Annotated in this window: 25 protein-coding genes; 12 read left to right on the forward strand and 13 right to left on the reverse strand. The window is 62.1% G+C overall.

Features of this window, described 5'->3' with window-relative positions:
* The first annotated feature begins 548 nt into the window (after positions 1-548).
* Positions 549-2,096, forward strand: a complete 1,548-nt coding sequence (dnaA, locus tag BC363_RS05710; protein WP_083222711.1) for a chromosomal replication initiator protein DnaA — start codon at positions 549-551, stop codon at positions 2,094-2,096.
* A gap of 57 nt (positions 2,097-2,153) precedes the next feature.
* Here dnaA and gcvA read toward each other — a convergent pair whose 3' ends face one another.
* A complete protein-coding gene (gene gcvA / locus BC363_RS05715; protein ID WP_139110175.1) occupies positions 2,154-3,038 on the reverse strand; it encodes a transcriptional regulator GcvA in 885 nt (294 codons plus the stop codon).
* Positions 3,039-3,181: 143 nt separating this feature from the next.
* On the opposite strand from gcvA, the gene BC363_RS05720 reads away from it, so the two are divergent.
* The 8 genes from BC363_RS05720 to BC363_RS05755 all read left to right on the forward strand — a co-directional run bounded on the left by BC363_RS05720 (position 3,182) and on the right by BC363_RS05755 (position 9,058).
* Positions 3,182-4,144, forward strand: a complete 963-nt coding sequence (locus BC363_RS05720) for a DMT family transporter (RefSeq protein ID WP_065783243.1) — start codon at positions 3,182-3,184, stop codon at positions 4,142-4,144.
* 199 nt (positions 4,145-4,343) lie between these two features.
* Positions 4,344-4,718, forward strand: coding sequence for a YciI family protein (locus BC363_RS05725; protein WP_065783244.1), 375 nt, complete (start codon positions 4,344-4,346; stop codon positions 4,716-4,718).
* On the forward strand, positions 4,715-5,989 hold the full coding sequence (locus tag BC363_RS05730; protein WP_065783245.1) for an RNA polymerase sigma factor: 1,275 nt from the start codon (positions 4,715-4,717) through the stop codon (positions 5,987-5,989). The genes BC363_RS05725 and BC363_RS05730 overlap by 4 nt, the downstream gene beginning before the upstream one ends.
* Positions 5,990-6,066: 77 nt before the next feature.
* Complete coding sequence (locus tag BC363_RS05735) at positions 6,067-6,549, forward strand: SRPBCC family protein (protein ID WP_065783246.1); 483 nt, start codon at positions 6,067-6,069, stop codon at positions 6,547-6,549.
* Between the two features lie 63 nt (positions 6,550-6,612).
* Complete coding sequence (locus BC363_RS05740) at positions 6,613-7,479, forward strand: nuclear transport factor 2 family protein (RefSeq protein ID WP_065783247.1); 867 nt, start codon at positions 6,613-6,615, stop codon at positions 7,477-7,479.
* A 41-nt stretch (positions 7,480-7,520) separates the two neighbouring features.
* Positions 7,521-7,934: a DoxX family protein gene (locus tag BC363_RS05745; RefSeq protein WP_065783248.1), complete on the forward strand. Its 414-nt coding sequence runs from the start codon at positions 7,521-7,523 to the stop codon at positions 7,932-7,934.
* Positions 7,935-7,961: 27 nt separating this feature from the next.
* Entirely contained in the window at positions 7,962-8,330 is a 369-nt protein-coding gene (locus BC363_RS05750) for a DUF1801 domain-containing protein (protein WP_065783249.1), read from the forward strand.
* A 113-nt stretch (positions 8,331-8,443) separates the two neighbouring features.
* Positions 8,444-9,058, forward strand: a complete 615-nt coding sequence (locus tag BC363_RS05755) for a glutathione S-transferase (RefSeq protein WP_065783250.1) — start codon at positions 8,444-8,446, stop codon at positions 9,056-9,058.
* A 41-nt stretch (positions 9,059-9,099) separates the two neighbouring features.
* Here the strand turns inward: BC363_RS05755 and hemW are convergent, their stop codons facing one another.
* The 4 genes from hemW to rph form a co-directional block, all read right to left on the reverse strand.
* Entirely contained in the window at positions 9,100-10,281 is a 1,182-nt protein-coding gene (gene hemW / locus BC363_RS05760; protein WP_065783251.1) for a radical SAM family heme chaperone HemW, read from the reverse strand.
* A gap of 119 nt (positions 10,282-10,400) precedes the next feature.
* Positions 10,401-11,048 carry an RdgB/HAM1 family non-canonical purine NTP pyrophosphatase gene (gene rdgB / locus BC363_RS05765; protein WP_065783252.1) on the reverse strand — a complete coding sequence of 216 codons (648 nt, stop codon included), beginning with the start codon at positions 11,046-11,048 and terminating at the stop codon, positions 10,401-10,403.
* Between the two features lie 40 nt (positions 11,049-11,088).
* Positions 11,089-11,508 (reverse strand): VOC family protein, encoded by a 420-nt coding sequence (locus BC363_RS05770; protein WP_065783253.1) that lies wholly within the window; start codon positions 11,506-11,508, stop codon positions 11,089-11,091.
* A 17-nt stretch (positions 11,509-11,525) separates the two neighbouring features.
* The gene (rph, locus tag BC363_RS05775; RefSeq protein WP_065783254.1) at positions 11,526-12,245 is read right to left on the reverse strand and encodes a ribonuclease PH; all 720 of its coding nucleotides are present in this window, start codon (positions 12,243-12,245) and stop codon (positions 11,526-11,528) included.
* Positions 12,246-12,506: 261 nt separating this feature from the next.
* Between rph and hrcA the strand changes: the two genes are divergently transcribed.
* Together hrcA and grpE are read left to right on the forward strand one after the other, a co-directional pair.
* A complete protein-coding gene (gene hrcA, locus BC363_RS05780; RefSeq protein ID WP_065783255.1) occupies positions 12,507-13,586 on the forward strand; it encodes a heat-inducible transcriptional repressor HrcA in 1,080 nt (359 codons plus the stop codon).
* Between the two features lie 164 nt (positions 13,587-13,750).
* On the forward strand, positions 13,751-14,362 hold the full coding sequence (gene grpE / locus BC363_RS05785) for a nucleotide exchange factor GrpE (RefSeq protein WP_065783256.1): 612 nt from the start codon (positions 13,751-13,753) through the stop codon (positions 14,360-14,362).
* A 65-nt stretch (positions 14,363-14,427) separates the two neighbouring features.
* Here the strand turns inward: grpE and BC363_RS05790 are convergent, their stop codons facing one another.
* Positions 14,428-15,663, reverse strand: a complete 1,236-nt coding sequence (locus BC363_RS05790; RefSeq protein WP_065783257.1) for a D-arabinono-1,4-lactone oxidase — start codon at positions 15,661-15,663, stop codon at positions 14,428-14,430.
* A 13-nt stretch (positions 15,664-15,676) separates the two neighbouring features.
* Positions 15,677-16,444: an SDR family NAD(P)-dependent oxidoreductase gene (locus BC363_RS05795; protein ID WP_065783258.1), complete on the reverse strand. Its 768-nt coding sequence runs from the start codon at positions 16,442-16,444 to the stop codon at positions 15,677-15,679.
* A 239-nt stretch (positions 16,445-16,683) separates the two neighbouring features.
* Here BC363_RS05795 and BC363_RS05800 point away from each other — a divergent pair, with 239 nt between their 5' ends.
* The gene (locus BC363_RS05800; protein WP_065783259.1) at positions 16,684-17,490 is read left to right on the forward strand and encodes a LuxR family transcriptional regulator; all 807 of its coding nucleotides are present in this window, start codon (positions 16,684-16,686) and stop codon (positions 17,488-17,490) included.
* 19 nt (positions 17,491-17,509) lie between these two features.
* On the opposite strand, the gene ptsN is transcribed toward BC363_RS05800, so the two are convergent.
* The 6 genes from ptsN to lptC all read right to left on the reverse strand — a co-directional run bounded on the left by ptsN (position 17,510) and on the right by lptC (position 22,785).
* Entirely contained in the window at positions 17,510-17,974 is a 465-nt protein-coding gene (gene ptsN / locus BC363_RS05805; protein ID WP_053248898.1) for a PTS IIA-like nitrogen regulatory protein PtsN, read from the reverse strand.
* Positions 17,975-18,146: 172 nt separating this feature from the next.
* Entirely contained in the window at positions 18,147-18,716 is a 570-nt protein-coding gene (gene raiA / locus BC363_RS05810) for a ribosome-associated translation inhibitor RaiA (protein WP_065783260.1), read from the reverse strand.
* Between the two features lie 290 nt (positions 18,717-19,006).
* Positions 19,007-20,566, reverse strand: a complete 1,560-nt coding sequence (gene rpoN, locus BC363_RS05815) for an RNA polymerase factor sigma-54 (RefSeq protein WP_065783261.1) — start codon at positions 20,564-20,566, stop codon at positions 19,007-19,009.
* A gap of 143 nt (positions 20,567-20,709) precedes the next feature.
* A complete protein-coding gene (gene lptB, locus BC363_RS05820; RefSeq protein ID WP_065783262.1) occupies positions 20,710-21,528 on the reverse strand; it encodes an LPS export ABC transporter ATP-binding protein in 819 nt (272 codons plus the stop codon).
* A gap of 13 nt (positions 21,529-21,541) precedes the next feature.
* Entirely contained in the window at positions 21,542-22,102 is a 561-nt protein-coding gene (locus BC363_RS05825; protein WP_065783263.1) for an LptA/OstA family protein, read from the reverse strand.
* Positions 22,103-22,116: 14 nt separating this feature from the next.
* On the reverse strand, positions 22,117-22,785 hold the full coding sequence (lptC, locus tag BC363_RS05830; RefSeq protein WP_065783264.1) for an LPS export ABC transporter periplasmic protein LptC: 669 nt from the start codon (positions 22,783-22,785) through the stop codon (positions 22,117-22,119).
* Positions 22,786-23,020: the final 235 nt, after the last annotated feature.

Raw genomic sequence — 23,020 nt, forward strand, 5'->3', positions numbered from 1 at the left:
AAATGCCCTCCACAGGGGACACGGACCATATCTGTAAAGGGAAGTGCGGAGGCCATTTCAACGAGATGGTTTCAGGCTTTCTGTTCCCTGTATCAGGGCGGCTCCACGTCGTTCAATCAGACAAGTCGAGAACGAAAAACCGGATGGATCAGCCATTCCGGACGAGGACCTTTCGACCTTTGGTTGCCGGCGGTGCCGCTCCTCAAAGTCAGGTGCAAGCGGTGCCTGACGAGAGGTGGAATCCAGCGCTCGGCTGTCCGCTTCGTACGAGGGTGCGAGACAGTTGTTGACGATGAGGAGGATCCGGCACGGTCCAGGGCGGACCGGGGGATTTGTTGACGATGAGGCGTGAGGGGACATCAGCCGGCCGATGAGGTCTGGCAGATGCGCGTAGCGCGCAGCCGGTCGGGAGATGAGGAGCCCGGTTGGACTGCGACTGTGACGTTCGGTGAAGCGGCATGTCCTCGATGAGGAAGCCGGGGGTGCCGGGCATACGAGATGGGGCCGGCAGAGATGACGGCGTCTGAACATAATTGGAAGGCGGCAACATGCAGATGAATTTGGCGACGGCGGCGGGCGCATTTCAAAAGGACGGCGATTCATTTCAAGCCGGAAGCAATCTATCTCAGGCGGCGGGAGATAAGCACGACATGAGGCATGACGCACTGTTCGAGCGGGTAAGTGCGCGTTTGAAAGCCCAGGTCGGTCCCGATGTCTTCGCTAGCTGGTTTGGGCGTCTGAAGCTGCATTCGGTATCCAAGAGCGTCGTGCGTCTCTCGGTGCCCACGACATTCCTGAAATCGTGGATCAACAACCGCTATCTCGATCTCATCACCCAGATCTTCCAGCAGGAAGACGGCGAAATCTTGAAGGTGGAGATCCTGGTGCGTACCGCCACCCGTGGCGCCCGTCCGGCTTCACAGGAAGAGACGCTGCCGCAGGCGACTGAAACGGCTCCTGCAGCGCCGGCACGGCGCCCGGCCGCGGCTCAGTCCGTCGCCTCGGTCGCAGCCGCCACGGTCGCCAGCGTTCAACGGCCGACCCAGGCGCCGCTTTTCGGCTCTCCGCTTGATCAGCGCTATACCTTCGACAGCTTCGTCGAAGGTTCTTCCAACCGTGTTGCCCTTGCAGCCGCCCGCACGATCGCCGAGGCCGGCGCCGGTGCTGTGCGCTTCAACCCGCTGTTCATTCATTCGAGCGTCGGGCTCGGCAAGACCCACCTCCTGCAGGCGATCGCCATCCAGGCGCTGCAGAGCGCCCGGGCGCCGCGCGTCGTCTATCTGACGGCCGAATACTTCATGTGGCGCTTTGCCACCGCGATCCGCGACAACGACGCGCTGTCGCTGAAGGAATCGCTGCGCAACATCGATCTGCTTGTTATCGACGACATGCAGTTCCTGCAGGGCAAGTCGATCCAGCACGAGTTCTGCCACCTGCTCAACATGCTGCTCGACTCGGCCAAGCAGGTCGTCGTCGCCGCCGACCGCGCCCCTTGGGAGCTGGAATCGCTCGATAGCCGCGTTCGTTCGCGTCTCCAGGGTGGTGTCGCCATCGAAATGGACGGCCCGGACTACGACATGCGCCTCGAAATGCTGAAGCGTCGCCTCGACTCTGCCCGTCAGGACGACACCTCGCTTGACATTCCCGGCGATATCCTGAGCCATGTTGCGCGCAACATCACGGCCAGCGGCCGCGAACTCGAAGGCGCCTTCAACCAGCTGCTTTTCCGTCGGTCGTTCGAGCCGCAGCTGTCGATCGAACGGGTCGACGAACTGCTCGGCCATCTCGTCAACGCCGGCGAGCCGCGCCGCGTCCGCATCGAGGACATCCAGCGCGTCGTCGCCAAGCACTACAATGTTTCGCGCCAGGAACTGGTTTCGAACCGCCGTACCCGCGTCATCGTCAAGCCGCGCCAGATCGCCATGTATCTGTCGAAGACGCTGACGCCGCGGTCCTTCCCGGAAATCGGCCGTCGCTTCGGTGGCCGCGACCACACGACCGTTCTGCATGCCGTCCGCAAGATCGAGGAGTTGATCTCCGGCGATACCAAGCTCAGCCACGAGATCGAGCTTCTGAAGCGCCTGATCAACGAATAGGCGACGGATTTGCTCTCTGATTACGCGAAAGGCCCGGGAAACCGGGCTTTTTTCGTTTCAGGCGCTGCGTGCCTGCTCCACGATCCAGGCACGGAACGCGGCGACGGCCGGCCGGTCGAGCGCCGATGGCGGGTAGACCAGGTGATAGGCGAGGTCGGTGGCGATGCCGACCGGGAACGGCGCGATCAGCACGCCCTCGGCAAGCTCGCGTGAAACCAGCGACAGGCGAACGAGAGCGACACCATCGCCAGCCTTTGCAGCCTCGATGGCGCCATTGCTGTTGACGAAGACCGGGCCGCGCGTGGTCTCGACGCCTTCGGCGCCGACGGCCTCAAGCCAGAGCTGCCAGTCCAGCCTTTGAACGTCATGCAGCAACACATGGGCGGAAAGATCGGCCGGCGTGGAGAGCGGATGCTTGCGGGCGAGCGCCGCATTGACGACCGGCACCAGGTCGTCATCGATCAGCCGCTCGCTCGCCAGGCCCTCGTAGCGCCCGAAGCCGTGGCGGATGGCGATGTCGACGCCATCGGACACAAAGTCCGCCAGCCGGTTGGAGGCGCTGATGCGGATGTCGATGCCAGTGAGGCGCTGCTCGAAATCGCAAAGCCGTGGTACCAGCCATTGCGCCGCAAAGGTTGGGGTGCAGCTCACCGTCAGCACCGGCACGCGATTTCGCGCCGTCAGTTCCTCGGTCGCCTCCCGCATCATGCGGAAGGCGCGGCGCAGCGTCGAAAAATAACTGCTCCCTTCCTCGGTCAAAACGAGCTGCCGCGGCCGTCGTTCGAACAACGTGACGCCCAGCGTCTGCTCCAGTTCACGCACCTGCAGACTGACGGCACCTGGCGTGACGCTCAGTTCGCGCGCGGCCAGCGTCACGCTCAAATGCCGGGCGGCGGCTTCGAAGGCTCTGAGGGCCGCGAGGGAGGGAAGCGAGGTCATAATGATTTAGCTAGACTCAATCATTGAGAGAGAAATGCTCGTTTGAATAAATCATAACATACTGACAATATTAATGTAAATTCCGTGAGTGATTACAACATCACGGAGTGATGAGTGAAAAATTAAATCACCGAAGGGGTGCGAAGATGTCTGGACCGGCGAATGCAAAGGTGATGGGTGCCGGCGAGTGGGCCATGCTGATCGCCCTGTCCCTGCTGTGGGGCGGCTCGTTTTTCTTCGTCGGCGTCGCCGTCAAGGCGCTGCCGCCGTTCACCATCGTCGCATTGCGGGTCAGCCTCGCAGCCGCGGCACTTTTGATCTTCCTGCGTTTCACCGGGCGCTCGATGCCGCGCGACCCTCGCATCTGGCTTGCCTTCTTCGGCATGGGCCTGCTCAACAACCTGATCCCGTTTTCGCTGATCGTCTGGGGCCAGACCCATATCGCCAGCGGCCTTGCTTCCATTCTCAATGCGACGACACCGCTCTTCGGCGTCGTCGTCGCCCACCTGCTGACCGACGACGAAAAGCTGACCGTCAACAAGCTCTCCGGCGTGCTGATCGGCTTTCTCGGCGTGGCGGTGATGATCGGTCCGGCAGCGCTCGGTGGCCTCGGCTCGAACGTGCTGGCGCAGTTCGCCGTCCTGGGGGCCGCTCTTTCCTATGCCTTTGCCGGCGTTTTCGCTCGCCGTTTCAAGCGGATGGGTGTGGCGCCCATCGTCACCGCGACGGGGCAGGTCAGCGCATCGAGCCTCATGCTGGTGCCGATCGCGCTTCTCGTCGATCGCCCCTGGGCTTTGACCGTGCCGGGCCTTGAGGTGTGGGGCGCGATCATCGGCATCGCCTTGATCTCGACCGCGCTTGCCTATGTGCTCTTCTTCCGCATCCTCGAAACGGCGGGGGTCACCAATCTGATGCTGGTGACGTTTCTGATCCCGGTCAGCGCCATTCTGCTCGGCGCCCTGTTCCTCGGCGAAAGCCTCGAGCCGAAGCATTTCTTCGGCATGGCGCTGATCGCTGCCGGCCTTGCCGCCATCGACGGCCGCCTGCTCCGGCGTTTCCGTCGCAAGGCACCGGTCGACCCCGATCTCGCCTGCGGCGAGAACATCTGAAAACATGCAGCAATTCAAAATGCTACAGCGACCTTTGCGCGTCTGACAAGACGCGCGGCGCCAAAGGCGATCGCGGCGGTGCGCAGGCACCTGCCGCGGTCTTCGTATTTGAACCCGTGATTGCCAGCTATTTTTTTTGTCGGTCTCGTCGGCTATCTCTTCTTCAGATCGTCCTTGTGACAGGAGCAGGAGAGTTCCAATGCTTTACGCCGTGTTTTGCTACAACCAGGAAGACGTCACCGCCAACTGGACGAAGGAGGAGGACGACAAGGTCATGCGCGACCTTGCGGCCGTCCAACGCAAGTATGGCGATGCCGGCAAGCTTGGACCGGTGGCGCGGTTGCTGCCGACCACCGCAGCAACGACGCTCCGCCACAGCGTTGGCGAAACCGTCGTCATTGATGGTCCGTTCGCCGAAACGAAGGAGCAGCTGCTCGGCTTCTATGTCGTCGATTGTGCTTCGCTGGACGAAGCGCTCGATTTCGCCCGCGAGTTGAGTGCAGCCAATCCGGCTGATGGTTCCTATGAAATTCGTCCCCTTGCCATCTACAAGCCAAGTGAGTTTCCCGCATGACAGACACGACCTGGATCGACCTCGCACTTGTTTCCGCTCGGCCGCAGGCAATGGGCGCGCTTCTGCGCTATTTCCGCAATCTGGATACGGCCGAGGAAGCATTTCAGGAGGCCTGTATCCGGGCATTGAAGACGTGGCCGAAAAGTGGCCCGCCGCGCGATCCCGCCGCCTGGCTGATCTTCGTCGGTCGCAACAGCGGCATCGACAAGGTGCGCCGACAGTCCCGCGAGACCGCGCTGCCGCCGGAAGAGTTGCTCTCCGACCTCGAAGATCAGGAGAGCGATCTTGCCGACCGGCTGGACGGCTCCCACTATCGTGACGATATCCTCAAGCTTCTGTTTGTCTGCAGCAATCCGGTCCTTCCGGCAACGCAGCAGATCGCGCTGGCGCTGCGGATCGTCTCCGGCCTTTCGGTCAAGCAGATTGCCCGTGCCTTTCTCGTCGGCGAGGCGGCGATGGAGCAGCGCATCACGCGGGCGAAGGCTCGTGTCGCTGCCGCCGGCATCGCCTTCGAAACGCCTGACGCCGCCGATCGGTCGATGCGGCTGGCGGCGGTGGCAACCATGATCTACCTCGTTTTCAACGAAGGCTATTCGGCGATGAACGGGCCGGACAGCGTCTCGGCCGACCTTTGCGAAGAAGCGATCCGGCTCGCGCGGCTACTCTTGCGGCTGTTTCCCTCCGAGCCGGAGATGATGGGGCTGACGGCCCTGCTTCTGCTGCAGCACTCGCGCTCGCGTGCACGCTTCGATGCCGATGGCGGCATCATCCTGCTCGACGACCAGGATCGCAGTCTCTGGAAGAAGCCGCTGATCATCGAGGCCCTGGCCATGATCGACAAGGCCGTGCGCCATCGCCAGCCGGGCCCCTATCAGATCCAGGCGGCGATCGCGGCACTGCATGCGCGCGCTACACGCCCCGAAGAAACCGACTGGGAAGAGATCGATCTGCTCTATCAGGCGCTGGAGCGGCTGCAGCCGTCGCCGGTCATCACCCTCAACCGCGCCGTCGCCGTGTCGAAGCGGGACGGACCGGAAGCAGCACTCGCGCTGATAGAGCCGCTTGCCGAAAAACTCGCAGGTTACTTCTACTTCCACGGGTTGAACGGCGCCTTGTTGAAGCAGGCTGGCCGGGTCCGCGAGGCGCGCATCGCTTTCGACCGTGCGATCGCCCTTGCCACCAATGCGGCGGAAGCTTCCCACATCCGCATGCAGCTCGATCATTTGAGCAAGGACGCGGGTGAAAAAGACCTGGCAAAAGAAGAAAGATAAAAAAACCTGTCGGCGGTTGTCGGAACTGTGGCTGCAGCTTCGTCCTTGGATTGAACCCGCTGACGGAGAAGCAAACAATGACCGTTGTCACCGAGATCAAAGCTGCCGACGACCGCGAACTGGTCATCACCCGCCTGATCGATGCGCCCCGTGAACTCGTCTACCGCTGCTGGACGGACGGCGAACTGCTGAAGAAGTGGTTCGCGCCTTCTCCCTGGACGACGCCGGAGGCAAAGCTCGACGTTCGCGCCGGCGGCGCAAACCGCATCGTCATGCGTTCGCCCGAGGGCGAGGACTATCCCAATCTCGGCGTCTATCTCGAAGTGGTGCCGAACGAGAAGCTGGTCTTCACCGATGCCTTCACCGATGCGTGGGCGCCATCCGACAAGCCGTTCATGGTCGTGACCATTACCTTCGAGGATGTCGGGGCCAAGACCCGCTACACGGCCCGCGTTCGCCACTGGTCCGTCGAGGATCGCGAGGTCCACGAGAAGATGGGCTTTCATCAGGGCTGGGGCCAATGCGCCAGCCAGCTCGAAGGTACCGCCAGGCAACTCTGATCAGGCTCAGGACTCGAGGGCCGCCGCTCTCGTGCCCGCCTCCATAGGGAAAGGAGACCCACCATGTCCGTGATCGACAACAAGAGTGCCGCCGTCGCCGAAATCCGTGCGGTGATTGACGATTGGGCGGATGCCATGCGGGCAAAGGATGCAAGGCGCGTCATCGGCCACGGGGCACCGGATTGTGTCCTCTTTTCGCTGGCGCCGCCGTTGAAGACGTCCGATGCCGGCGAAGGCGGGCTCGAACAGTGGTTTTCCACCTGGCGCGGACCGCTCGGTTACCGCTTCGAGGACCTCGATATCTCGGTTGGCGGCGACGTCGCCTTCGTCAGCATGCTCACCGAGCTTTCCGGCGAGAAGATCGATGCCGGCAAAATATCGGTCTGGTTTCGCCAGACCCTTGGACTGAAACGCACTGCGGCCGGTTGGAAGATTGCACACCAGCATGAGTCCGTACCGTTCTACATGGATGGCAGCTTCAAGGCGGCTGTCGATCTCAACCCGAAATCGTCGGTCGACTGGCAAGCGCCGGCGCCGCCGCCGATGCCGGGCGCCATCGCCTATCTCTGCGTCGAGGACGCGAATGCGACCGCCGATTTCTACATCCGCGCCTTTGCCGCAATCGATGCCGGCCGCATGGTGGCCGAAGATGGCAAACGGCTGATGCATTGCCAGCTGACGATCAACGGCGGTGCCTTGATGCTCAACGATCCCTTCCCGGAACACGGCATGGCCTATGCCGCGCCGCAGGGTGTCGTCCTGCATCTGGTGGTCGAGGACGCGCAATTCTGGTGGGACCGCGCGGTTGCCGCCGGCGCCGAGGTGACGATGCCGCTTGCGGTCGCCTTCTGGGGCGATCTCTACGGCCAGCTGCGCGACCCCTTCGGCATCCGCTGGGGCATCGTCGGCCCGGCCAAGAAGACAGACTGAAAAACGATTAGCGACAACGGGAAACGAGGAGACCTCCCCGAATGAACACTGCCCTTGTTATGACGGCTCCGGCCGGAAGAATGGTGATTCTCGGCCGCGTGTTGAGCGGTCTGGTTGTTGCGTTCCTGGCCTTCGACGGAGCAATCAAGCTTGTGCCATTGGAGGTGGTGACCGAGACGCTGGCGGTGCTCGGTTATCCCGCCGACGTCGGTCTTGCCCGTCTGCTCGGCGTACTCACGCTTCTGTGCGCCCTGCTTTATGCGATCCCGAGAACCTCGGTCCTCGGCGCCATTCTGCTGACCGGTTATCTCGGCGGCGCCATGGCGACCCATCTGCGTGCGGATAGCCCTGTTTTCACCCACTTGTTGTTCGGGTTCTATGTCGGCGTCATCGCCTGGGCCGGTCTGTGGCTGAGAGACCGTCGCGTGCGCGACCTGATCCCATTCAAGAACTAAACACGGCCGACAAGGAGACCTTGTACCATGAGTAAAACGGTTGACGATTACATTGCTGGTCTTTCCGGTGCTCCGGCTGATGTGGCGAAGGAGTTGCACGGCGCCATCCTCGCCGCCGGCGGCACCAGGGATAGCGTGAAATGGGGCCACCCGATCTACGAGGCCGGCGGACCGGTCTGCCTGATCAAGGCTGCCAAGGACCACGTGACGCTTGGCTTCTGGCGTGGGGCCGATATGCTCGATCTCGATCCGCGTCTGGCCAAGGGCGGCGGCAAGGGCGACATGGCCTATATCAAGGTGAAGGCGACCGGCGAGGTCGATGGCGTTCAGTTGGCGCGGCTTGTGGCCAGGGGCATAGCCCTCAACGCCGAGAAGGGCGATCCGTTCAAATCTTGAACGACGAAACAAACTTGCAAAGGGCGCTCAGAAACAGAGCGCCTTTCTCGTTCCGGATGCAATACATCTTCGCGGGATCGGATAATTTCCTTCCAACCCCCCCGCGAGGCACGATGATCCTCTACTATCAAACCCATTCGCCCTTTGCCCGCAAGGCGCTCGTCTTCGCCCACGAGGTGGGGATCGCCGAGCGATTGCAGGTGATCCACCATGAGACCAGCCCGACGCTGCGCAATGATGAGGTTCATGCCGAAAATCCACTCGGCAAGGTGCCGGTGCTGCTGCGCCCCGGTGATGAGGCGATCTTCGATTCCGACGTCATCTGCGCCTATTTCGATACGCTGCATGGTGGCCGCCGGCTGATCCCCGAGAGCGGCGAGGCGCGCTGGTGCGCCTTGAGATTGCAAGCCGTGGCGCAAGGGTTGGCGCAGGCGGGGATCGGGCTGCGTTGGGAAACCGAACGACGCCTGGAAGCCCTGCGCTATCCGGCCCTTGCCGACGGCTATGCTGAAAAGATCGAGCAGACCTATGACTGGCTGGAGCAGACCCTTAATGTCGACGCGCCGCTCGACATCGGCCACATCGCTATCGCCACGGCGCTGTCCTGGATGGCGTTCCGTGACCTGCCGCCGTTCCGGGATAGGACGAAGCTGAGCGCCTGGTTCGATGCCTTCGAGCACCGGCCATCCATGCGCGCGACGCCGCTTTCCGGCGCGACCCACGATTGAGCCTCCGGCCACATCGCGCTTGATGGTAGAAAAGCAGGTTGCTAGCAGGCGAGGTCGGCGACGACGGCGTCGAGGATCAGCATGCCGGAAGGCGTGCAGCGCAGGCGCGAATTGCCAAGCCGCTCAATGAACCCGTGGTCGATCAGGAACTGTTCGCGGTCCGGATCGGGGTCGCGGCCGGAGAGCGTCTGCCAGCGGGCGAGATCGACGCCTTCCTTGAGGCGCAGGCCCATCAGCAGCAATTCGTCCGACTGGGCCTCGAGATCGAGCACTTCGCGCTCGACCATGCCGTGGCCGTAGGTTTCGACCAGTCGCAGCCATTCCTCCGGCTTGCGTTCGGTTGCCGTCGCCACCTTGGCGCCGCCGACGCTGAGGCGGCCATGGGCGCCCGGCCCGATGCCGGCATAATCGCCATAGCGCCAATAGGTGAGGTTGTGCCGGCTTTCGGCGCCGGGGCGGGCATGGTTGGAGACCTCGTAGGCGGGCATGCCGATCGCCGCGGTGATGTCCTGGGTCGCCTCGTAGAGGACCGCCGATTGTTCACCGTCCGGAACGATCAGCTTGCCGGCCTTGTGCAGGCCGAAGAAGGGCGTGCCTTCCTCGATCGTCAGCTGGTAGAGCGACAGGTGATCGACGGCATAGGAGACAGCCTCCTTGAGTTCACGCTCCCATTCCTCGACGGTCTGGTTGGGGCGGGCATAGATCAGGTCGAAGGACATGCGGGGGAAGATGTCGCGCGCCAGCCGGATCGCTTTCAGCGCATCCTCGACATTGTGCAACCGGCCGAGAAATTTCAGGTCGCGGTCGTTCAGCGCCTGGACGCCGAGCGACACGCGGTTGACGCCGGCGGCGCGGTAGCCGTGGAAGCGCGTTGCCTCGACGCTCGAAGGGTTTGCCTCCATGGTAATCTCGATGCCATCGGGCACGTGCCATTCACCGGCGATGCCCGAGAGGATCGCGTCGACGGTGGCGGGATCCATCAGCGATGGCGTGCCGCCGCCCATGAAGATGCTGGTGACCGTGCGTGGACCGGAGAGTTCTCGGGCCTCCGCCATTTCCTTCAGGAAGGCGGCGACGAAACGCGGCTGGTCGATCGGCTGGTGGCGCACATGGCTGTTGAAGTCGCAATAGGGGCATTTGGCCGCGCAGAACGGCCAGTGCACATAGATCCCGAAGCCGGGATCCATGCCGTCACCGAGTGCCGATAGCGTGGCCGTCTGCATCGTTGCGTCTCTCATGCGGTAGAACACGATGACTTTAGGCCGATCGACCCGAAGTCACGAACGTGATCGCTTCTAATAAATTGGAGCGGGATGTTGCGGAAAACCCCATACACGTTTCCTCAGCCCGCTCCAAGGCAGGTTTCGGCGAACATTTTGAAGGCGCGGGCACGGTGCGACAGGGCTTGGGCGTCGCCCGGTTTCCAACCGTGTTTCTCGTCTGCGCTCATCTCGCCGAATGTGGTGTCGTAACCGAGCGGCTGGAAGACCGGATCGTAGCCAAATCCCTTGTCGCCGCGCGGCGGCCACACGACATGGCCTTCGACCTCACCGCGGAAGAGCTCGACATGGCCGTCTGGCCAGGCAAGGCAGAGCACGGAGACGAACCGGGCCGTGCGTTTTTCAGGGGCGCATGCGCCCTTGTCCTGAAGCGCGTCCTCGACTTTCTGCATCGCCATGGCAAAGTCGCGGCTGCCGTCTTCGCGCTCGGCCCAGTTGGCGGTGTAGACGCCCGGCGCGCCGCCAAGCGCGTCGATCGCCAGGCCGGAATCGTCGGAAAGCGCCGGCAGGCCCGAAGCCTTGGCGGAGGCAAGCGCCTTGATCGTCGCGTTTTCTTCAAAGGTCGTGCCGGTTTCGTCCGGCTCGACGAAGTTGAGGTCGGCTGCCGATTTGGCCTCGAAGCCGAGCGGCCCGATCAGGTCGCGGATCTCGCGGATCTTGCCGGCATTGTGGCTGGCGACGACGAGCGTCTTGTCATCCAGTGTGCGCATGATGTGTCGTCTCTTAAAGGAGCGGCGCCGGGGCCGCGGTTCATTCGATGGACCAGAGGCCCGGTTCCGCGCATTCCAGACTGTTGCCGGCCGGATCGCGGAAGTAGAAGGAGCGCGCGCCGTTCGGCCAGCGAACATCGGCTTCGATCACGACACCTGCCGTTTCCAGCTTTTCCTTCCACACGCCGAGCGCCTCAGCGGAAACGCGAAAGCACATGTGTCCCTGGCCGGTGGAGCCATGCGGCGGCACCGGCAGGGGGGCATCCGGCGAAGGCGGCTTGACCGTTTCCGCCGGATTGAAAATCAGGAGAACGCCTGGGCCGCAGCGGAAGAACACATGCCGGTTGCCGGCGCGCGTGATCTTTTCCAGCCCGAGCACACCGCCGTAGAAGGCCTCGGCGCCGTCGATATCTTCCGCATAGAGGGCGGTTTCAAGAATACCTTCCAGCGCCGGGGCCATCGTCCGCGTCCTTCTCGTCAGCCGGCGATCGCCTGCTTCTGCAGCGCGACAAGATCGGCAATGCCGGTCTTTGCAAGTCCCAGCAGGCTTGCGAATTCTTCTTCCGAGAAGGGCTTGCCTTCGGCCGTGCCCTGGATTTCGACAATACCGCCGGTTCCGGTCATGACGAAATTCGCGTCGGTCTCGGCGGCGGAATCTTCGAGATAGTCGAGGTCGATGATCGACTGGCTGGCGAAGATGCCGCAGGAGATGGCGGCGACATGGTCCTTCAGGACCTTCTCGACCTTCACCATGTTGCGGGCTTCCATCCACTTCAGACAGTCGTGCAGCGCCACCCAGGCGCCGGTGATCGAGGCCGTGCGCGTGCCGCCATCAGCCTGAATAACGTCGCAGTCGATCGAGATCTGGCGTTCGCCGAGTGCGGGCAGGTCGACGACGGCGCGCAGCGACCGGCCGATCAGACGCTGGATCTCCTGCGTACGGCCGCTCTGCTTGCCGCTTGAGGCTTCGCGACGCATGCGCTCGCCGGTGGCGCGCGGCAACATGCCGTATTCGGCCGTCACCCAACCCTTGCCGCCATTGCGAAGCCAGGCCGGAACCTTTTCCTCAAGGCTGGCGGTGCACAGCACGTGCGTATCGCCGAACCGCACCAGACAGGAGCCTTCCGCGTGCTTGGAGAAATTGCGCTCGAACGAAACCTTGCGCATTTGGTCGATTTTTCTGCCGGATGGCCGCATCATCAAACTCCTATCGTATCTGGTGAGCCTTCTACTGCATAATTCCCTGAATCGGAATCGATTTAGGGACAAAATTATGCAGCAGTTCAAAGTGCCACAGCCACCTTTGCGCGCCTTAGGGACGCGCGGCGCTGTAGAGCATGGCGCAGCCAAGGGGAACCGGTGGATGGCGGGCGATCGGGGCGATTTTTCCCTTTTGCTATCGGACGCCGGGATCACTATATTTCCGGCGGCAGGATTGGCCTGCGAACATGGAGCGACATGGTACTGCGCAATCCCGGAGTGACCGATATCGCGGCGGCGCTGGACGAGCGTTCCGGTGAAATCTTCCGTCGCATCGTCGAAACCTATTTGAACAGCGGAGAACCTCTCGGCTCACGCAACCTTTCGCGGTTGTTGCCGATGTCGTTGTCGCCGGCCTCCGTGCGCAATGTGATGAGCGACCTGGAAGATCTGGGGCTGATCTACTCGCCGCACATCAGCGCCGGCCGCCTGCCGACGCAGACGGGCCTGCGCTTCTTCGTCGACGCCTTCATGCAGGTCGGCAATCTCTCGCCGGAGGATCGTGCCTCGATCGATCGGCACGTGCGGCTGAGCGACCATGCCCAGCCGGTCGATGCGCTGCTGGCAGAGGCGAGCCAGATGCTGTCGGGCATGTCGCGCGGCGCCGGTCTCGTCATCACGGCCAAGAACGATCCGGTGCTCAAGCATGTGGAGTTCATCCGGCTGGCGCCCACCAAGGCGCTTGCCGTGCTCGTCGGCGAGCATGATCAGGTCGAAAACCGCATCATCGAGCTTCCCGCCGGTGTGACGAGCTCACAATTGACGGAAGCGGCGAATTTCCTGAACGCCCATCTGGCCGGCCAGACCATCGGCGAGGTGCGCTCGCAGCTTGAAACGGTCAAGCAGACGGTCCGCAGCGAACTCGATGCCCTGTCGCAGGATCTGGTCGAGCGCGGGCTGGCGATCTGGTCCGGCAATGAGGGTGATGAAAAGCCGGCACGATTGATCGTTCGCGGTCGCGCGAACCTGCTCGAGGGTCTGGAGGGAACCGAAGATATCGACCGCCTGCGCATGCTCTTCGACGACCTGGAAAAAAAGGATAGCCTGATCGAACTGCTCGATCTCGCCGAGAGCGGCCCGGGTGTCAGGATCTTTATCGGTTCGGAGAACAAGTTGTTTTCATTGTCCGGTTCGTCGCTGATCGTTGCGCCCTATCGCGACAGCGAAGATCGGATCGTCGGCGCCGTCGGTGTCATCGGTCCGACGCGGCTCAATTACTCGCGCATCGTGCCGATGGTCGATTATACCGCGCAGTTGATGTCGCGGCTTTCGCGCTGAAGCAGCGCTTTTGGCCACAGACAGCATTGAACCCTTGATTTTTCGGCCCTAAACCTCGATATCGGCATCAAATCCAGTCACTGGCATTTTTACGCCATCCGGCCATCGTTGCGCGCGGGCGTGAAAATGCGAAAGAAAAGACAGACGATACACCGGAGAACGTCATGACCGACGAGACAAACAAGCACGGACACGAAGCTGCCGCGATCGACGAGGCAGTCAACGCTACGCCCGAGGCTGTGGAAGCGGCGCCGGTTGCCGAACCCGATCCGCTGGAACTTGCCAGGGCGGAGAACAACGACCTGCGCGACAAGTACCTCAGGCTCGCAGCCGAGATGGACAACCTGCGCCGCCGCACCGAGCGCGACGTCAAGGATGCCAAGTCCTATTCGGTTGCCGGTTTCGCCCGCGACATGCTCGCCGTCTCCGACAATCTGCGCCGTGCGCTCGATGCGATCCCGGCCGAAGCGAAGGAGGCCGGCGAAGCGGGCCTCACCACGCTAATCGAAGGCGTCGAGATGACCGAGCGCGCCATGCTGTCGGCGCTGGAGCGTCATGGCGTGAAGAAGCTGGAGCCGGAAGGCCAGAAGTTCGACCCGAACTTCCACCAGGCAATGTTCGAGATCCCGAACGCCGATGTGCCGAACAACACAGTGCTGCAGGTCGTTCAGGCCGGTTACACCATCGGCGATCGCGTCCTGCGCCCGGCCATGGTCGGCGTTTCCAAGGGCGGCCCGAAGGCGGCCGTTGCGGAAGGCGATAGCCCCGCCGCCTGAGTAGCGGTCTGATCCATTTCAACGCCGCGCGTCCATCCGGACGCGCGGCGTTTTCGTTTAGCTGATCAACCGAACAGCTGCCGCAGGTGATCGTTGAGGAAGCGCCCTTCCGGATCCACCTTTGCCCTCAATGCCCGGAAGTCGCCGGACCGTGGATAAAGCGCGGTCACGTCCTCGGCGCCGAGGAAATGCAGCTTTCCCCAATGCGGCCGCGAGCCGTACTGGCGCAGGATCGTATCGACATCCCTGAGATACTCCCAGTAGTCCGTGCCCGGCTCACCGGAGACGGAAAGCGTGATCGAATCCTGCTCGTAGAACGGGCTGATCCAGCCGGTGTCGCCGGCCGTGAAGCGGTATTCGATCGGGTAGATGCAGGTGGGGTGCTTTTCCAGCATCAGCTTGCGCACCGCTCTCACGGCATCCTTGCCATGGGCGACGGGCACCGCATATTCGAGCTCGTGGAAGTTCGGCACATATTCGATCGGATAGATTTCGGAGGAATAGGCGATCTTCTCGAAGCCCTGTTCCATCGGCGGCCGGTCGGTGATGTCGATCACCTTCATCTCGCAGACATCGGCGATCTTCGTTGTCGTGGAGACCGAGGACGTGTCCGGCAGGCAGTAGCAGTGCCGGCTTTCGGGAACCGGGCACCAGAAGAAGCCGAAATGCCGGTGTTTGGCGGCGAGTTCGTCGTGCTGCTCCATGCATTCGTCGAAGTCGCAGCGCCACAGCTTTTCGTGCAGATTGTAGCTATCCATCGCCTGCAGCGTGATCTCGGAGATGACGCCGAGCATGCCGACCGAAACGCGGGCCGCCTCCAGCAGATCCGGCGTCGTCTCATCGACGACGAGAATGCTGCCGTCCGGCTCTACCAGCCGCATGCCGACGATCTGCGAGGCCATGTTGCCGAGCGCGGCACCGGTGCCGTGCGTGCCGGTGGTCAGCGCCCCCGCCAGCGCCTGGCTGTCGATATCGCCCTGGTTGATCAGGGAGAGGCCGTTCGACTTCAGCACCTTGCCCAATTGGTTGATCGTCGTTCCCGCCCGGACCGCGACGCGCTTGCGCGCCTGGTCGATGTCGACCACGCCCTGCATGCTGGAGAGCGTCAGCTGCAGCCCGCTGGTCAGCGCCACCGGCGTGAAGGAATGGCCAGAGCCGGCGCAGCGCACATTGAGCCCCTGCGACGTCGCCTCGCGGACCATCTCGGCGAGCGCCGCTTCGCTCTCGGGCGCGCCGCGATGGCGCACGATGCAGGATTGGTTTCCGACCCAGTTGCGCCAGTGGCCGCCCGCCTGAAGCATATCTTTCCCCCTCTCAGACCGCTGTGAAGCAATTGTCGACGAACAGATGCGTGCCGTTGACGAAGCTTGCCTCGTCGCTGGCGAGAAACAGCGCGGCATTGGCGACCTCTTTCGGGTCGCACATCCGTCCTTGCTGGGCGGCGATCGCCGCTTCCGACACGTCGACGCCGTATTTGCTGAGACCGACGAGTTCGCGCTTGCCGTGGTCGGTGGCGATGAAGCCGGGGCAGACGGCGTTGCAGCGGATGCCCCGGTCGCGGAATTCGACGGCGATCGCCCGGGCGAACATATGGCAGGCGCCCTTGGTCGTGTCGTAGAGCACCTCCATCGGTGTCGCCGCCACCGCCGAGATCGACGAGGTGCAGACGATGCTGCCGCCGCCGGCGGCCAGCATGCCCGGAAGCACCGCCTTGGTCATCAGGAACATGCTGCGCACGTTGACGGCCATCAGCCGGTCCCACTCGTCCTCTTCCGTTTCGAGGAAGGGCCCGACCGCCAGGATGCCGGCGTGGTTGAAGAGTACGGTGATCGCGCCGAAGGCCGCCTCGACCGCCTTGACGGCCGCGCTTACCTCCGCAGAAATCGAGACGTCGGCGGGCGCAAAGACCGCCTCGCCACCGTTTGCACGGATGGCGGCGGCAACTTCTTCGCCCTTGCTGCGCGGCAGATCGACGATGCCGACCTTCGCCCCCTCACGGGCAAAGAGTTCGGATGCGGCAAGCCCACAGCCGCCGGCGCCACCGCTGATCAAAGCCACTTTTCCGGAAAGCCTGCCTGCCATCGCATCCTCCTGCGCTCAAGCGCCGCGCCTACCGCACAATTCCTTAAATCGGAATCGATTTAAGGAGAAAATCATGCAGCAGGTTTAAGCGTTACAGCGTCCTTTACGCGTCATATTTGACGCGCGGCGCTGTAATGCGGTGCGACGATCTCGGTCCCTCATCGGATGAATTATTGTTGACGAAGTGGCGGCTGTCGATATCCCATGGGGGATACGGGGAAGGGGAGAGTTCGACGCGGATGCTGGCTCGGGAATCGGCCGATATTTCGGCCATGATCGGATTGATCGGAACGCAGGATTTCGGCGGAGCGCTCGACCGCATGCTGCGCTCGGTCGCAAGCTTCGACCTTTCGGTCGCCTTCGCCTATCCCTATGACAACAGGCCGATCGTGCTGCATGACGGCTATACCGCCAAGGTGTCCGCCAGCGCGCTTTCCGCCTATCTCGGCGGTGCCTATCTGCTCGACCCGTTCTATGTCGCCTGCAGCGGCGATCAGCCGCCGGGACTGTGGCGCATGCGTGAGTTGGCGCCCGACCAGTTCTTCCATTCGGATTTTTCAAGCTCGGCCGAGGTGCATCCCTGCGTCTCGATGGAAAGCGGGGTCCTGGTCGAGGAGATCGGTTTCGTCATTCCGCTCGATGACGGCGTGCAGGCCACCTATTCCCTGATGCGCGGCCGCGGCGGCTCGCCATTCAGCGACGAGGAACTGGAACGCCTGAGGATCTACGAGCCGATCGTGCGAGAGGCCGTGCGCTCGAACTGGCGCCAGCAAAACCACGCCGCCCCGGCACCACCGAGGGATGACGACGCGATCGAGACCGCGTTCGACAGCCTCTGTGCCGATCGCCTGACCCGGCAGCAACGCAACATCGTGCGGCTGATCCTGCGGGGACACAGCAACCTGTCGATCGGCAAGACGATGAACATCGCCGAAGGAACCGTCCGCATTCACCGCAAGAACATCTATCGCCGGCTCGACATTTCGAGCCAGGGCGCACTGTTTCGGATTTTCATTGATCATTTGAACCGGCGTCAGCTCTACTGACAGCCGGTTGAGGGCCGCTTCAGGCGGCGTGAGAGGTCGTGTCCTCGTTGAGCAGCGTGTAGATCGCGCTGGCGGAATCGCTCGATCGGATCTTTACCACCATGTCGTGGTCGCGCAATACGCGGGCGATGCGCGACAATGCCTTGAGATGGTCAGCGCCGGCGCCTTCGGGCGCGAGCAGCAGGAAGACGAGATCAACCGGCTGGTCGTCGAGGGCTTCGAAATCGACCGGCGTGTCCAGTCGCGCAAAGATCCCGATGATCGAAGGCAGGTTGTTCAGCTTGCCGTGCGGGATGGCAATGCCATTGCCCACGCCCGTGGAGCCCAGCCGTTCACGCTGCAGGATGACATCGAAGATTTCGCGTTCCGGAAGCCCGGTGATCTTTGCCGCTTTAGCCGCTAATTCCTGAAGGAGCTGTTTTTTCGAGTTGGCCCTCATGGCCGGGATGATCGCATTTTGGTGCAGTAAACCTGCCAATGCCATTCTTTTGTCCTCGTTCGCCGGTTAGAGCCGGACAACATCATCACAAATGCGTCGCAATGGCTCTAACCATCTTTGTCTTGGCGGGTGCCATGCACAGAAAAGTCGTATTTTCCGGCCTGTCCGCTGATCCAAGTGGAGGGAGCGCTGGCACGCCGGCACTCCCCTTTTCCACTCATCCCTTGATATTGGCAGCGTCAATCCAGCCAATATTTCCGTCGTTGCGTCTGTAGACGATATTCAGCTCTGCCTTGCCGGGAGTCCGGAACATGAGGACGGGCTCATCCGTCATGTCGAGCGCCATCACAGCGCCCGCGACAGACATCGTCCTCAATTGTTTCGAGCTTTCGGCGACGATCGTCGGTGCGTAATCCTCGGGGACCTCGTCATCCTCGAATGGCACCGAGTCCATCACTGTGTAAGCCACCTCGGTACCTTGACCGTTACCGTTGTGGTGGTCCTTGAGCTTGCGCTTGTAGCGGCGAAGGCGCTTTTCGATGCGCTCCGACGCTGCGTCAAAGGCAGCCTGAGGGTCGTTGGCCTGTCCGCTCGCCTGCATAACCACGCCCGTATCGAGATGAAGCTTGCAGTCGGCGCTAAAGCGCGGCCCAGACTTTTCCACAGTGACCTGGCTTGAATATCCTCCGTCGAAATATTTGGTAACGGCCTGCTCGATCTGGTCGCCAATGCGGGCGCGGAACGAATCGCCGATTTCCATCTGTTTACCGGATACACGCACACTCATGGAGTTTCCTCTCTCGTTCGTGATTTGCGTAGCCAGTCTATTCCAAGCGGTCCCGTCATCCAAGCCTTTCACGCTTGCAGGAACCTCTCTGTCGCACCTACGGCCGTGCCGGCCGCCCGAGGAAGACCGTGTCCTCGGCAATTGCGGCGGGCTCATATCCCCTGCGTCGCGGAGAGTCAATCGTAGGTCGCAAAAAAGTTAACGTGTCTTAATCTGGCGCGCCGCTTTTGGCTCTTTTTCTTTCGCATGTCGTTATCGCAAAACCGCTGAACACTTTTGCGCGAGAGGCTTTAGAAGCCCGATGCCTTGGCCAGTGCCCGCTTTTCGCGGCGTCGCTGCACCGAGGAGGGGATGTTCATCGCCTCGCGATATTTCGCTACCGTGCGCCGCGCGATATCGACGCCGGCCTGCTTGAGGCTGTCGACGATATCGTCGTCGGAAAGCACCGCGTCGGCCCTTTCCTGCTGGATCATCGTGCGGATGCGATGACGCACGGACTCGGCGGAATGGCTGTCGCCGCCCTCGGCCGAACCGATCGAAACGGTGAAGAAATACTTCAGTTCAAACAGCCCACGCGGGGTCAGCATGTACTTGTTCGAGGTGACGCGGCTCACCGTCGACTCGTGCATCTTGATCGCATCGGCAACGGTTTTCAGGTTCAGCGGCCGCAGATGCCCGACGCCATGGACGAGGAATGCGTCCTGCTGGCGAACGATTTCGGTCGCGACCTTCATGATCGTCCTGGCGCGCTGATCAAGGCTGCGGGTCAGCCAGTTGGCGTTCTGCAGGCATTCGTTGAGAAACGCCTGGTCGGCGCTGTTCTTCTCGGTGCCGCGTGACACCGTGGTGAAATAGGCCTGATTGACGAGGACGCGCGGTAAAGCGTCGGGGTTGAGCTCTATGAGCCAGGTTCCGTCAGGCGCCGCCCGCACGACGATATCGGGAACGATCGCCTCGCTGACGCTGGTCTCGAAGCTCGTTCCCGGTTTCGGGTCGAGCTTGCGGATCTCGGCGAGCATGTCGATCAGGTCTTCTTCGTCGACGCCGCAGATCTTCTTGAGGCTGGCGAAATCGCGCCGCGCCAGCAGCTCGAGATTGGCGACGAGGGCCTCCATCGCCGGATCGAGGCGATCGCGAAGGCGCAGCTGAATGGCGAGACATTCGCTGAGTGTGCGTGCAAAGACGCCCGGCGGGTCGAACTGCTGCAGCGTGAGGAGGACGCGCGTAACGTCGGCGCCGGATGCGCCGAGGCGTTCGGCGACCTCGTCCAGGTCGGCGTGAAGATAGCCGGCCTCATCGAGTTGGTCGATCAGGTTCTGGGCAATCAGCCGGTCGGATGCGGCAGACAGCGCAAAGGGCAATTGCTCCAGAAGCGTCTCGCGCAGGCTCTTGCGGCCGGCAACGAAGTCATCGAAATCGTAGTCGCCGCCTTCGCCGCTGCCCGGCATCGATTTCCATTGGCCGAGCAGCTCCGGCGCGTCGGCGCGTTGCGGCGCCGTGTCGTCCTGGTAGACATTGCCGAAATCCGCATCGAGCTGTTCGTTGAGCCGCTCGCCGCCGGTCGCCATGGCGTTGTCGTAGAGATCGCGCTGGCCGGGCGTGTCATCCGTTCCGCCCAAGTCTTCACCGGATGTTTGTCCCGCTTCGTCGCGGCTGCCGTCCTCGGAGCTCGCACCGAACTCGTCGTCATTGCCGTGAAGCTCGAGCAGCGGATTCTTCTCGACTTCCTGCGCGATGAACTGATTGAGTTCGAGATGCGTCATCTGCAGCAGCTGAATCGATTGCATCAGCTGCGGGGTCATGACCAGCGACTGTGACTGGCGCAGATGAAGGCTGGCCGACAATGCCATGCGGACGTCAAACTCCCGATGAGATCTCCACCGGTCGCGTCATTGCACGGGCCGGTTTTTCATTTGGCCCAAAAATTGCTTATTGCAGGGGTTTGGTCAAGCGCGACCGCGGGGCGAGGTGCCGGATTCGCCCGCGGATCGCGTCAAAGGCTGAAATTATCGCCGAGATAGAGCCGGCGCACGTCCGGATTGGTGACGATATCGTTGGCGCGGCCGTGGGTCAGCACCTCGCCGGCATGGATGATATAGGCCCGGTCGATCAGGCCGAGGGTCTCGCGCACGTTGTGGTCGGTGATGAGTACGCCGATGCCGCGCGACGTCAGGTGCCGCACCAGTGCCTGAATGTCGGCGACGGAAATGGGGTCGACGCCGGCAAAGGGCTCGTCGAGCAGCATGAAGGTCGGGTCGGTGGCAAGCGCGCGGGCAATTTCGAGACGTCGCCGCTCGCCGCCGGAAAGGGCAATCGCCGGCGATTTGCGCAGGTGCGTGATGTTGAACTCGCCGAGCAGGTCGTTGAGCTTGCTCTCGCGCCGTTCGAGGTTCTTGTCGTGCACTTCGAGCACGGCGCGGATGTTTTCTTCCACCGTCAGGCCACGAAAGATCGAGGCTTCCTGCGGCAGGTATCCGACGCCGAGGCGGGCACGGCGATACATCGGCATCGTCGTCACGTCGTTGCCGTTGATCTCGATCGAGCCTTCGTCGACCGGCACCAGGCCGGTGATCATGTAGAAGCAGGTGGTCTTGCCGGCGCCGTTCGGTCCGAGCAGGCCAACGGCTTCGCCCCGGCGAACGACCAGCGACACGCCGTTGACCACACGCCGCTCACGGTAGGCCTTGGTAAGGCCGCGGGCGATCAGCGTGCCGTCATAGCGCGCCTTGTCGACCGCGTGACCGGCTGCGCCAGGTGTGGCCGCCGACGGCTTGCGGACGCGCTTGCGCTTGTGAAGGAAGGGGAGTTGCACGAGCGGGTCTACGTCAGTTCTTTTTCTGCGACTTCGGGTCGAGCTGGATCTGCACCCGACCGCCACAGGCTTCGAGCTGCGCTTCGCCCGTGTTCATCTGCACATTCAACTGGCAACCGACGAACACGTTCTTGCCTTCCGACAGAACGACCTTGTCGCCCTTCAGCACGAAGGTCTGCTTGGTCATGTCGAACTCGCCGCTGTCGGCGGTTGCCTGCTGGGTGCCGGAGCTGAGGAAGACGCGCTGGCTGACTTCGATGCGGTCGATGTCGGCGTCGCCGCTCGAAACCGAGCCGGCGCCGGACTTGTAGAAGACCGTCATGCTGCCGGCCTGGAGCGTCGTCGTGCCTTGCACGACCTTGACGTTGCCGGTGAAGATCGCCTTGCTTTCCGGATCCTTGATTTCAAGCTTGTCGCTTTCGATCTGGATCGGCTTGTCGTTCGACAATTCGAGGCCCTTCATCTTGCTCGATGTGGCCTGGGCGGCAGCGCCCGAAACAATCATCAATGCGCCGATGCCGGCAACGGCCAGGCTGGCTGAAATCCTGAAAAAAATAGCGGGTCTAACCGACATGGATGCACCAGATCCTAATTCGTGTTCTTGCGAATGGCGGTGGGTTCGAGATTGACCCTCACCATGCCCTCAAATGTTACTATGCGTCCCTTATCCGTCATTCGCAGCCGCTGCGCAATGATCGAACCGCCCTTCATGCTGATCGCAATCGGTTGTTTCGTTTCCATTTCGCCGGCATTGATGTCCAGATAGGCCGACTGGAAGTCGGCGTTGACGCCATTATTCATTGTAATCGTGAACGGGGCGTTCATATCGAGCGTGTTGGCGCCGCGGTCGTAGATGCCATTGGTCGCATCCACCGTGGCGATCAGCTTTTCGTTCACCGGCATTTCCGCATGGATCGTCTGCAGCGTGATGAGATCGGGATTGGCGATATCCTGCAGCGCGCGCTGCGCCTTCATCGAATAGCTGATGCCCTGCTTGTTGCGCCCGGCAATCGCAGGGTTCTGCATGACGATCTTGCCGTCCTCGATCGTTGCGCTATCGAGTTGCAGATCGACCGGCATGAAGGCGCGCACGAAGGAAATGACCGCAAAGACTGCTGCGATGATACCGGCGACCACAGGCAGGATGATCTTCAGCCGTTTGACGCGCGCCGAATGCCGCGCGGCGAGCGCATAGGCGTCCGACGAGCTCGCACCCGTATCGGCAAAGAAGCCGGGGGCTGGCGCATGATCTAGCATGTGAAGACCTGTTGGTTCCGTTGCTTTCCCGCGGACCCGCGAGAACCGCATTTTACATACATTCGTGTAAGTCGTCGCAAATATGGATATTTTTTGCCGCTGCACAATGGCGCCGCAAAAAACTTGATGAAGACACGAAAACGGCGGTCACGGCTTTTAACCGTGACCGGCCGCGTCTATTGAATATGCCGCTTGCCGCGCAGATAGCATGTTCCATCGGAAACTGACAGGAGCT

The organism is Ensifer sp. LC384 (assembly GCF_001695865.1).
In the GTDB taxonomy this organism is placed as follows: domain Bacteria; phylum Pseudomonadota; class Alphaproteobacteria; order Rhizobiales; family Rhizobiaceae; genus Ensifer.